At 59.2% G+C, this 11,572-nt stretch carries 9 protein-coding genes, 2 tRNA genes and 1 pseudogene; 8 read left to right on the forward strand and 4 right to left on the reverse strand.

What is annotated here, in order from left to right; genetic code table 11:
* Positions 1-272: 272 nt before the first annotated feature.
* Positions 273-788, forward strand: a pseudogene (locus tag AACY19_RS27845) (methyl-accepting chemotaxis protein); the annotation flags it as partial.
* A gap of 100 nt (positions 789-888) precedes the next feature.
* On the opposite strand, the gene AACY19_RS05160 reads toward AACY19_RS27845, so the two are convergent.
* The 4 genes from AACY19_RS05160 to AACY19_RS05175 form a co-directional block, all read right to left on the reverse strand.
* A complete protein-coding gene (locus tag AACY19_RS05160) occupies positions 889-2,454 on the reverse strand; it encodes an ABC transporter permease (RefSeq protein WP_339448583.1) in 1,566 nt (521 codons plus the stop codon).
* The gene (locus AACY19_RS05165) at positions 2,454-3,464 is read right to left on the reverse strand and encodes an extracellular solute-binding protein (protein ID WP_339448585.1); all 1,011 of its coding nucleotides are present in this window, start codon (positions 3,462-3,464) and stop codon (positions 2,454-2,456) included. The genes AACY19_RS05160 and AACY19_RS05165 overlap by 1 nt, the downstream gene beginning before the upstream one ends.
* Positions 3,465-3,656: 192 nt before the next feature.
* A tRNA-Leu gene (locus AACY19_RS05170) sits at positions 3,657-3,743 on the reverse strand.
* A 180-nt stretch (positions 3,744-3,923) separates the two neighbouring features.
* A tRNA-Leu gene (locus AACY19_RS05175) sits at positions 3,924-4,010 on the reverse strand.
* 225 nt (positions 4,011-4,235) lie between these two features.
* Between AACY19_RS05175 and rnr the strand changes: the two genes are divergently transcribed.
* The 7 genes from rnr to dnaB all read left to right on the forward strand — a co-directional run bounded on the left by rnr (position 4,236) and on the right by dnaB (position 11,533).
* Entirely contained in the window at positions 4,236-6,866 is a 2,631-nt protein-coding gene (gene rnr, locus AACY19_RS05180; RefSeq protein WP_339448587.1) for a ribonuclease R, read from the forward strand.
* On the forward strand, positions 6,863-7,630 hold the full coding sequence (gene rlmB, locus AACY19_RS05185) for a 23S rRNA (guanosine(2251)-2'-O)-methyltransferase RlmB (protein ID WP_339448589.1): 768 nt from the start codon (positions 6,863-6,865) through the stop codon (positions 7,628-7,630). Before rnr ends, rlmB begins: the two co-directional genes overlap by 4 nt.
* Positions 7,631-7,937: 307 nt before the next feature.
* Positions 7,938-8,360, forward strand: a complete 423-nt coding sequence (gene rpsF, locus AACY19_RS05190) for a 30S ribosomal protein S6 (RefSeq protein WP_038360383.1) — start codon at positions 7,938-7,940, stop codon at positions 8,358-8,360.
* Positions 8,361-8,388: 28 nt separating this feature from the next.
* Entirely contained in the window at positions 8,389-8,619 is a 231-nt protein-coding gene (gene rpsR, locus AACY19_RS05195; protein ID WP_002551829.1) for a 30S ribosomal protein S18, read from the forward strand.
* Positions 8,620-8,655: 36 nt separating this feature from the next.
* Entirely contained in the window at positions 8,656-9,549 is an 894-nt protein-coding gene (locus AACY19_RS05200; RefSeq protein WP_122599308.1) for a hypothetical protein, read from the forward strand.
* A gap of 19 nt (positions 9,550-9,568) precedes the next feature.
* Positions 9,569-10,015 carry a 50S ribosomal protein L9 gene (rplI, locus tag AACY19_RS05205; RefSeq protein WP_003221136.1) on the forward strand — a complete coding sequence of 149 codons (447 nt, stop codon included), beginning with the start codon at positions 9,569-9,571 and terminating at the stop codon, positions 10,013-10,015.
* A gap of 120 nt (positions 10,016-10,135) precedes the next feature.
* On the forward strand, positions 10,136-11,533 hold the full coding sequence (gene dnaB, locus AACY19_RS05210; RefSeq protein ID WP_008016882.1) for a replicative DNA helicase: 1,398 nt from the start codon (positions 10,136-10,138) through the stop codon (positions 11,531-11,533).
* Positions 11,534-11,572: the final 39 nt, after the last annotated feature.

Genomic DNA, 11,572 nt, shown 5'->3' on the forward strand with positions numbered 1-11,572 from the left:
TGACTCTGCGCAATGCCGGTGCCGATGCGGCCGCCGGCATGCAGCGTGACGAGGTTGCGGAAAGCTTGCGCGCGCTGTCGCAAATGGCTGATGAGGCGCAGTCCGAAAGCCACGCGATGCAAGCAGCCTTGAAGCAGGTTGTGGATATTCGTCAGGCCACGAATGAAAACACCCGCACATCCGCCAAGGTCGGCAGCCTCATCGAGGCGCTGGCGGGGCAGGTCGACACCGGGGCAAAGGTTATTGAGCGTCTGGCGCAGCAGAGCGAGCAGATTGAAGTGGTGTTGACGGTGATCCACGGGATCGCCGAACAGACCAACTTGCTGGCACTCAACGCGGCCATCGAGGCGGCGCGTGCCGGCGAGACCGGGCGAGGGTTCGCCGTGGTAGCCGACGAAGTCCGAGCGCTGGCGAGCAAGACGCAAAGCTCTACCGGTGATATTCAGGCGCACATCGTTGCGTTGCAGCAGGGCGCGCGTGAGGCGGTCGAGGCGATTGGCCAGGCCGGCCGTCAGGCCAGCGAAGGGTTGCTGGTGTTGCGTGACAGTGCGCGGTTGCAGCAATCGGTGCAGGCGTCAGTCGAGCAGGTACATGCGGCGATAGGTCTGGCAACCCAAGCTGCGGCGCACCAGGCGCAAGGTGCGCAGGCTGTGCGCGGGCGCGTCGAGACGATTCATGCGCAGGCCGAGAAAGCGGCGCAGGCGGTGGTGGAGACCACGGCGAGTGGCAAAGTGCTGGATGGCCTGGCGGCGCAGTTGAAGGCGAGTCTGGGGCAGTTCAGGGCTTGATGTTGCTGCCTTCGCGAGCAGGCTCGCTCCCACATTAGAGCGCATTCCCAGGTGGGAACTCGGTCAACATGTGGGAGCGAGCCTGCTCGCGAAAGCGGTGTCAGCGGCTCAGATACATCCGCGTCGTCAGCAAATACACCGGCAACCCCGAGACCAGAATCAACAACGCCGCATAAGGCGCTGCCGCCGCAAACTCGACATTCGCGGTGTGCGCCCATACCTCGGTCGCCAAGGTATTGAGCCCGGTCGGACTCAACAGCAGCGTAGCCGTCAATTCCTTCATCGCATCCAGGAACACCAGCGCAAATGCCGCGCCCAATGCCGGGAAAATAATCGGCAACGTCACCCTGCAGAACGCCATGAACGACGAGGCGCCCAACGTGCGCGCAGCCTCCTCCAGTTGCGGTGCGGCCTTGTTCAGGGCCGTGCGAACGGGTGCCTGCGCCAGCGGCAAGAACAGCAGTGCGTAAGCGATCAACAGCAGGCCTGAGGTCTGATACAGCACTGGCAAGTAGTGCAGGGCGAAATACACCAGTGTCAGCGCAATCACCAGCCCCGGTAGCGCATGCAGCAGATACGGCAAGCGCTCGGCCCAGATCGCCAGTTGGCCTTTGTAACGCACCACCAGCAGGCCCACCGGCACCGCCAGCACCAGGCACAGCGCAGCGCCGCCAAGCGAAAGCGCCAGCGATGACAGCAGTGCCTCGGTAATCGCTGCCACAGGGAATGCCGCCGAAGAGCCCACCGCCAGCCAATACGCCAACATCCCCAAGGGTATCCCGCTGCCGACAATCGCCAGCATCAGGCAATACAACTGACCGACTGTGGCCCAGGGCCCAAGCCGAACCTGTTCAGCGCGACGCGCCGCACCCTGCCCGGTGCGCACATGCCGGCCTTTGCCGCGTATACGCAGTTCCAGCCACAACAGTGCCAGACACAACGCGAGCAGCACGGCAGACAGCATCGCCGCGTTGGCATTGCTGAATTCCAGTTCGAATTGCTGGTAGATCGCCGTGGTGAAGGTTTGCAGGCCGATGATCGACAGCGCACCGAACTCCACCAGCATGTGCAGGGCAATCAGCAGAGAGCCGGCCAGCAGCGATGGCCACAGTAATGGCAGGGTCACGCGAAAAAACACGCCCCAGCGGTTCTGTCCAAGTGTACGAGCAGACTCTTCAAGGGAAGGGTCGAGGTTGCGCAGGGTCGCCGCTACCGGCAGAAAAATCAGCGGATATTTCGACAGGCTCATCACCAGAATTGCGCCGCCGAGGCCTTCGAACTGCGCGCTCAGCGACACCCAGGTGAAGCTGCTGACAAACGCCGGCACCGCAAATGGCAGACACAAAATCACGCCCCACAGGCGCCGCCCTGGCAGATTGCTGCGTTCTAGCAGCCATGCCAGCGAGAGGCCGACCACGCCGCAAGTGACCGTCACGCCCACCATCAGTGCCAGGGTGTTGCGCAGCAGGCCGAACACATACGGGCGCCACAACAAGTGCAGCGCCTCGGCCCAACCGGCCTGCCAGGCTTTGAGCCCGACGTAGACCAGCGGCAACAGGCTCAGCACCACCAGCAACAACACCGGCAGCACCAGCCAGATTGACGGCCGCTTGCGTTTTGGCACGTAACCCCCGCGCATGGCGGGGGCGGATAACGATGCGGCCATCAGTTCAAGCCAACTTCACGTTCCAGCTCCAGCGCTTCTTCGGCATTGCCCAGATCGGCTGGTGTCACGTTCGGCGCTTCCAGCTCGCTGAACGGCTTGAGTCCGCGATCCGATTCCATGCCTTTGTGCAGCGGATATTCGGCGGTGGTCTGAGTGATCACGCGCTGGCCTTCTTCGCTGGCCATGTAGGCGAGGAATTGCTGGGCTTCTTTTGGATGTTTACTGGATTTGAGTACGGCAGCGCTGGACACGGTGATCAGGCCGCCAGCGTCGCCGCCGGTGAAATAGTGCAGTTTCGAATCAAGCTTGCCTTTCTCGCGCTGCAGGGCAAACCAGTAGTAGTTGTTCACCAGCACGGTGGCGACTTCGCCGTTTTCAACGGCTTTGAGGGCGACCATGTTGTTGCTGTAAGTCTTGCCGAACGCGCGCAGGCCGGTCAGCCATTCTTCGGCGGCGTCGCGACCGTGCATCTTGATGATCGCTACAGCCTGTTCCTGGAACGCGCCGCTGGTCGGAACGAAACCGACTTTGCCTTGCCATTGCGGATCGGAGAACTCCATTACCGATTTCGGCAGGTCTTTTTCATCGATCAGCTTCGGGTTGAAAGCGACAACGCGAACCCGAGCGGTCACACCGATCCAGGTGCCGTTCGCAGCGACGTATTTTTCCGGCAGTACGGCCAGAGTGGCGTCATCGGCCTTGGCCAGCAGGCCTTGTTCGCCGAGATTATTCAGTGGCGGCGATTCTTCGGTGTAAATGACATCGGCAGGGGAACGGTCGCCTTCTTCGATGATCTGGCTGGCGAGCTGATTGCTGCTGCCTTTGCGCACGTTGACGTGAATGCCGGTCTTGGCTTCGAAGGCTTTAGCGATCGCGTCACCAACTTCCTTGTGTTGGCCGTTGTAGAGAGTCAGGGAAACCGCATCGGCAGCCTGGGTGAGGGGAGTGGCGAGCGCCAGGCCGAGAAGGGAGAAGGTCAGGCCTCGGCGCAGGGTATTTCGAAACGTCATTCGCAGGGTTCCTCACTGTCGCATTGCAAAAACTTGAAACAATGATAAACGATATTGTTTCTCAAGTGCGCCTTGCGGTGGAACTGGCGTTTTGATAGGTGAGGCGGCGTTCCGTTTTCTGGATGCCAGAAACGCAAAAACCCGCTTTCGCGGGTTCTTGTGAAATTCAAGGTCGTAACCTTGAATTTGAATTGGTGCCCAGAAGAAGACTCGAACTTCCACGACCGTAAGGTCACCAGCACCTGAAGCTGGCGTGTCTACCAATTTCACCATCTGGGCAATCATCGCTAGCGTTGCCGCTGTTGATGTGGCGCACTATACGGAGCGCCTTTTGATCTGTAAACCCCTGATTTAATTTTAATAAATCGGTTTTAAGAAAACCCGGGCTTAGAATGCACAAAACCCGCTTTCGCGGGTTTTGTGTGAGCCTTGAAACTGATCTAGTCTCAAGCTCGAAATTGGTGCCCAGAAGAAGACTCGAACTTCCACGACCGTAAGGTCACCAGCACCTGAAGCTGGCGTGTCTACCAATTTCACCATCTGGGCAGTATCGGCAACGCTGTGCGTCGTCGATGGCGCGCACTATACGGAGCGTCTTTTTAACTGTAAACCCCTGTCAGCAAAAAATATGATTTTTTTTACCGGCGGTGTGCAAAACGGCTTTCAAGCGACGATACCGACCCTCATAAGGGCCTTATATAGTCGGAAATTTCCCGTTTCATGGCGCCTATGCCAAACTAACCCGCATATAGACAAGGTGAAAACTCTCTAATGGCCGATTGGCAGTCCCTCGATCCCGAGGCCGCTCGTGAAGCGGAAAAATATGAAAACCCTATTCCTAGCCGCGAACTGATCCTGGCGCACCTCGCCGATCGGGGTTCGCCTGCTGCCCGCGAGCAACTGGTCGAAGAGTTTGGTCTGACCACAGAAGACCAGATCGAAGCCCTGCGCCGCCGCCTGCGCGCCATGGAGCGCGACGCACAGCTGATCTACACCCGCCGCGGCACTTATGCACCTGTAGATAAACTCGACCTGATCCTTGGCCGCATCAGCGGTCACCGTGACGGTTTCGGCTTCCTGGTGCCGGACGACGGCAGCGACGACCTGTTCATGAGCCCGGCGCAAATGCGTCTGGTGTTCGATGGCGATCGTGCGTTGGCGCGTGTGTCCGGTCTGGATCGTCGTGGTCGCCGCGAAGGCGTGATCGTTGAAGTGGTGTCGCGTGCTCACGAAACCATCGTTGGTCGCTACTTCGAAGAAGGCGGCATTGGTTTTGTCGTCGCGGATAACCCGAAGATCCAGCAGGAAGTGCTGGTCACCCCGGGCCGTAACGCCAATGCGCAGATCGGTCAGTTCGTCGAGGTGAAAATCACCCACTGGCCGACGCCGCGCTTCCAGCCGCAAGGCGACGTGGTCGAAGTGGTCGGCAACTACATGGCGCCGGGCATGGAAATCGATGTCGCCCTGCGCACTTACGATATTCCGCACGTGTGGCCTGAAGCTGTTCTCAAGGAAGCGGCCAGGCTCAAGCCGGAAGTCGAAGAGAAAGACAAAGAAAAACGCGTCGACCTGCGTCATCTGCCGTTCGTCACCATCGACGGCGAAGATGCCCGCGACTTCGACGATGCGGTTTATTGCGAAGCCAAACCGGGCAAGCTGCGCCTGTTCTCCGGCGGCTGGAAGTTGTACGTGGCGATTGCCGACGTTTCCAGCTACGTGAAAATCGGCTCGGCGCTGGACAACGAAGCGCAAGTGCGCGGCAACTCGGTGTACTTCCCCGAGCGCGTGGTGCCGATGCTGCCTGAGCAACTGTCCAACGGTCTGTGCTCGCTGAACCCGCACGTTGATCGTCTGGCCATGGTTTGCGAGATGACCATCTCCAAATCCGGCGAAATGACCGATTACTGCTTCTACGAAGCGGTCATCCACTCCCATGCCCGCCTGACTTACAACAAAGTCAGCGCAATGCTGGAAACGCCAAAGGTCGCTGAAGCGCGCAAACTGCGTGGCGAATACACCGATGTCCTGCCGCACCTCAAGCAGCTTTACTCGCTGTACAAAGTGTTGCTGGCTGCCCGTCACGTGCGTGGCGCGATCGATTTCGAAACTCAGGAAACCCGGATCATCTTCGGTTCCGAGCGCAAGATTGCCGAAATCCGTCCGACCACCCGTAACGACGCGCACAAACTGATCGAGGAGTGCATGCTGGCGGCCAACGTGGCCACAGCCGAATTCCTCAAGAAGCATGAAATTCCTGCGCTGTACCGCGTCCACGACGGCCCGCCACCTGAGCGTCTGGAAAAACTGCGCGCCTTCCTTGGCGAGCTCGGCCTGTCCCTGCACAAAGGCAAGGATGGCCCGTCGCCGAAGGATTACCAGGCTTTGCTGGCGAGCATCAAGGATCGTCCGGATTTCCACCTGATCCAGACCGTGATGCTGCGCTCGCTGAGCCAGGCGGTGTACAGCGCGGACAATCAGGGCCACTTCGGCCTGAATTACGAAGCCTATACCCACTTCACCTCGCCGATTCGCCGTTACCCGGACCTGCTCACGCACCGCGCGATTCGCAGCGTGATCCATTCGAAGCAGGACACTCCGCACGTTCGTCGTGCCGGTGCGATGACCATTCCGAAAGCGCGTATCTATCCTTACGATGAAGCCGCGCTGGAGCAACTCGGCGAGCAGTGCTCGATGAGCGAGCGCCGTGCCGACGAAGCGACCCGCGATGTCGTGAACTGGCTCAAATGCGAGTTCATGAAAGATCGCGTGGGCGAGTCGTTCCCCGGCGTCATCACCGCCGTGACGGGTTTCGGCTTGTTCGTCGAGCTGACCGATATCTACGTCGAAGGCCTGGTGCACGTCACCGCGCTGCCGGGCGATTACTACCACTTCGATCCTGTGCATCACCGCCTGGCGGGCGAACGCACCGGTCGCAGCTTCCGCTTGGGCGACACCGTTGAAGTGCGCGTCATGCGCGTTGATCTGGACGAGCGCAAGATCGACTTCGAGATGGCAGAAAAAACCATCAGCGCGCCGATTGGTCGCAAGAAGCGTGGCGTCGAAACCGCTGCACCTGCTGCCAAGGCTTCGGAAGAAAAGGCTGCTGCGAAAACCGCCAGCCGTCGTCCGGCCAAGGAAAAAGCCGTCGAAGCCTATCGTCCAAGCGATGCTGTGGCGAAAAACGCCGAGTTGCGCAAAAGCCGTGAATTGAAGAAGGCCTTGCTGGCTGACGCCAAAAACGGTGGTAAAGCGGCGTCCGGGGGAAAGACCGGACGGTCGGCGCCTGAAAAGGCCTCCGGCGGCAAACCGGCAAAACCAAGCAAGCACCGTAAGGGCCCGCCAAAAGCGGGTTCGGCTCCAGCCAAAAGTGGCGGAGCACGTAAACCGAAGGCGAAGTCATGAGTCAGTTGGAAAAAATCTACGGCGTTCACGCGGTAGAAGCGTTGCTGCGTCATCACCCGAAACGCGTCAAGCAGATCTGGCTGGCTGAAAGCCGCAACGATCCGCGCGTACAGACACTGGTTGAGCTGGCCAACGAAAATCGTGTCCAGGTGGGTCAGGCAGAGCGTCGCGAAATGGACGCTTGGGTTGAGGGCGTGCATCAGGGCGTGGTCGCGGAAGTCAGTCCGAGCCAGGTCTGGGGCGAAGCGATGCTCGACGAACTGCTTGATCGCACCGAAGGGGCGCCGCTGTTGCTGGTGCTCGACGGCGTGACCGACCCGCACAACCTCGGCGCTTGCCTGCGCTCGGCGGATGCTGCCGGTGCGCTGGCGGTGATCGTGCCGAAAGACAAGTCGGCCACCCTCACGCCAGTGGTGCGTAAAGTGGCCTGCGGCGCCGCGGAAGTGATTCCGCTGGTGGCAGTGACCAACCTTGCGCGCACACTGGAAAAACTCCAGCAGCGCGGTCTGTGGGTTGTCGGCACGGCGGGTGAGGCCGAGGTCAGTATCTATGACCAGGATCTGACCGGCCCGACCATTCTGATCATGGGCGCCGAGGGCAAAGGCATGCGTCGTCTGACCCGTGAGCATTGCGACTATCTGGTGAACCTGCCGATGGCCGGTAGCGTCAGCAGTCTCAACGTTTCGGTGGCGACCGGCGTCTGCCTGTTCGAAGCCCAGCGTCAGCGCGGTGCAAAAGCCAAGGCTGCCGCGAAGAAAGCCTGAGTCGGACACGATTCGAATGTGGGAGCGAGCCTGCTCGCGAAAGTGGAGTGTCAGTCGACATAAATGTTGCCTGACAAACCGCCTTCGCGAGCAAGCTCGCTCCCACAGTGTTTTGTGGTGTGGCGTAAATGGGTGATTGTTCAAATATTCACCAATTGCCTTGCACCTCTTCTGTCCCTTCTCTACAATTGCGCCCCTTGCTGTGACGGCAGGTACGCATGTGCCCCGCGCCAGCGAGTCCATAAGTGTCATTCACTCCTTGTCTGACCGTTTTTGAGCGGCAGGCTACAACCCGTAAGGAGCATTCATGCGTCATTACGAAATCATCTTTCTGGTCCACCCGGATCAGAGCGAGCAAGTCGGCGGCATGGTTGAGCGTTACACCAAGCTGATCGAAGAAGACGGCGGCAAAATCCACCGTCTGGAAGATTGGGGCCGTCGTCAACTGGCCTACGCAATCAACAATGTTCACAAGGCTCACTACGTGATGCTGAACGTTGAGTGCACTGGCAAGGCCCTGGCCGAGCTGGAAGACAACTTCCGCTACAACGATGCAGTGATCCGTAACCTGGTCATCCGTCGCGACGAAGCCGTTACCGGCCAGTCCGAGATGCTCAAGGCTGAAGAAAACCGCAGTGAGCGCCGTGAGCGTCGCGACCGTCCTGAGCACGAAGGCGCTGATAGCGCTGATAGTGATGACAGCGACAACAGCGATAACGCTGACGAGTAATCCACGGACCTTTTAAGGAGCCTATCAAATGGCACGTTTCTTCCGTCGTCGTAAATTCTGCCGCTTCACCGCTGAAGACGTGAAAGAGATCGATTACAAAGATCTCAACACTCTGAAAGCCTACGTATCCGAGACCGGCAAAATCGTTCCAAGCCGCATCACCGGTACCAAAGCTCGTTATCAGCGTCAGCTGGCCACCGCTATCAAGCGCGCCCGCTTCCTGGCCCTGCTGGCCTACACCGACAGCCACGGCCGCTGAGACCGGGCAGTCGACAAGTAGCAAAGGATTGAATGCATGCGTGCCTTAGCTGAGTTCATCATGCGGGGCCGTATGCAGGCCACTCTCGTGGTGGCCGGATGTGCAACATTGCCGTTGTTGTATTGGTTGGGCGCTGCCGCCGGGAGCCTTGTGCTGCTGCGGCGCGGATTGACGGACGCCCTTGGCGTTCTGTCGCTGGGACTGCTGCCGGCATTGATCTGGTGGCTGTATGCCGATGACCCACGGGCACTTTTGGTGCTGCTGGGGTCTTCGGGACTTGCGTTGGTTTTGCGCGCAAGTGAGTCCTGGGTTCGCACGCTGCTGGTCAGCGTAGTGATTGGAGTGGTGTTTTCGGTGGTGCTCGGGGCAGCGTTTGCGGCCCAGATCGAGATGCTCGCGCAGGCCTTGATAAAGGTTATGCCGGCGCTACTCGGTGAGACCTACAAGCAATTGTCGGTCGATGAGCAAGCGCGTTTCGCGTCCCTGATTGCACCGGTCCTGACCGGACTGATTGCGGCTTTGTTGCAGATCGTCAGCGTGCTGAGCCTGATTGTCGGGCGGCATTGGCAGGCGTTGTTGTACAACCCGGGTGGTTTTGGTCGCGAGTTTCGCGCCATCCGAATCCCGCTGGGGCCGGCGATGTTACTGCTGGCGTTGATGCTTCTGGGCCCGAATCTCGGTGCACAGATGGCCATGTTGACGCCGTTGTGCAGTGTACCGCTGGTGTTCGCCGGACTTGCCCTGATTCACGGGCTGGTCGGGCAGAAGCGACTGGCCGGTTTCTGGCTGGTCGGGTTGTACGTCACGCTGCTGCTGTTCATGCAGCTGATCTATCCGTTGCTCGTGGTTCTGGCCATTGTCGACAGCCTGATTGATTTTCGCGGTCGTCACGTGTCGAAAGACGCCGATAACGCGAACGGTGAAGGTTAAAAGTTAAGAGGATTTCCACATGCAACTGATCCTTCTGGAAAAAATCGCCAACCTGGGCAACCTGGGCGACAAAGTAAACGTTAAGGCTGGTTACGGCCGTAACTACCTGCTGCCTTTCGGCAAAGCTACCGCTGCGACCGCTGCCAACCTGGCTGCGTTCGAAGAGCGTCGTGCTGAGCTGGAAAAAGCTGCCGCAGACCGTAAAGCATCGGCTGAAAGCCGTGCTGCCCAACTGGCCGAGCTCGAAGTGACCATCACTGCCACCGCTGGCGACGAAGGCAAGCTGTTCGGTTCGATCGGTACTCACGACATCGCTGACGCACTGACCGCTTCCGGCGTTGAAGTGCAGAAGAGCGAAGTTCGTCTGCCGAACGGCACCATCCGCAACGTGGGTGAATTCGACGTGGCTGTGCACCTGCACGCCGAAGTTGAAGCCACTGTACGCGTTGTCGTGGTAGCAGCTTAAGCAACACCTGATCGGCTGGCGGCTTGTACGTCAGACGGTTAACATCGGGCACGATCCTGTTTACAGGTCGTGCCCTTTGTCTTTCTGAATTCCCTGTTTTTCCAAACAACACAAGTGGCCATGAACGATATCTCCGCTCCCGAGCAATACGATCTGCAAACCGCCGCCCTGAAGGTGCCGCCGCATTCCATCGAGGCCGAACAGGCTGTGCTCGGTGGTCTGATGCTGGACAACAACGCCTGGGAACGCGTGCTCGATCAAGTCTCCGACGGCGATTTCTATCGACATGACCACCGTCTGATCTTCCGCGCGATCGCCAAACTGGCCGATCAGAACATGCCGATCGACGTCGTGACCCTGTCCGAACAACTGGACAAGGAAGGTCAGACCTCGCAGGTCGGCGGCCTTGGTTACCTCGGTGAACTGGCGAAAAACACGCCGTCCGTCGCTAACATCAAGGCTTATGCGCAGATCGTTCGCCAGCGTGCAACGTTGCGCCAACTGATCGGCATCAGCACTGAAATTGCCGACAGCGCCTTCAACCCGGAAGGTCGTACCGCTGAAGAAATCCTCGACGAGGCCGAACGGCAGATCTTCCAGATCGCCGAAGCACGGCCGAAGACCGGTGGCCCGGTCGGCGTCAACGAGCTGTTGACCAAAGCCATCGACCGCATCGACACCCTGTTCAACACGGACAACGCCATCACCGGCCTGTCTACCGGTTACACCGACCTCGACGAGAAGACCAGCGGCCTGCAACCGGCTGACCTGATCATCGTCGCCGGTCGTCCGTCGATGGGTAAAACCACCTTCGCGATGAACCTGGTCGAAAACGCCGTGTTGCGCAGCGAGAAAGCGGTACTGGTCTACTCGCTCGAGATGCCAGGTGAATCGCTGATCATGCGTATGCTCTCCTCGCTCGGTCGCATCGACCAGACCAAAGTGCGTTCCGGCCAACTAGAAGACGATGACTGGCCACGCCTGACCTCGGCGGTCAACCTGCTCAACGACCGCAAGCTGTTCATTGATGACACCGCCGGTATCAGCCCGTCGGAAATGCGTGCGCGCACCCGGCGTCTGGTGCGTGAGCATGGCGACGTCGGCCTGATCATGATCGACTACCTGCAACTGATGCAGATCCCCGGTTCCAGCGGTGACAACCGCACCAACGAGATTTCCGAGATCTCGCGATCCCTGAAAGCCCTGGCCAAGGAATTCAACTGCCCGGTGGTGGCTCTGTCGCAGCTCAACCGTTCCCTGGAACAGCGTCCGAACAAGCGTCCGGTGAACTCCGACTTGCGTGAATCCGGAGCCATCGAGCAGGATGCCGACGTGATCATGTTCGTGTACCGCGACGAGGTGTATCACCCGGAAACCGAGCACAAAGGCATCGCTGAAATCATCATCGGCAAGCAGCGAAATGGGCCAATCGGCTTTATTCGCCTGGCGTTCATTGGCAAATACACCCGCTTCGAGAACCTCGCGCCGGGCAGTTACAACTTCGACGACGATGAATAATTTTCTAATCGTCTGAGCTGACGCCTTCACGAGCAGGCT

It is taken from the genome of Pseudomonas sp. EA_5y_Pfl2_R50 (assembly GCF_963970475.1).
Taxonomy (GTDB): domain Bacteria; phylum Pseudomonadota; class Gammaproteobacteria; order Pseudomonadales; family Pseudomonadaceae; genus Aquipseudomonas.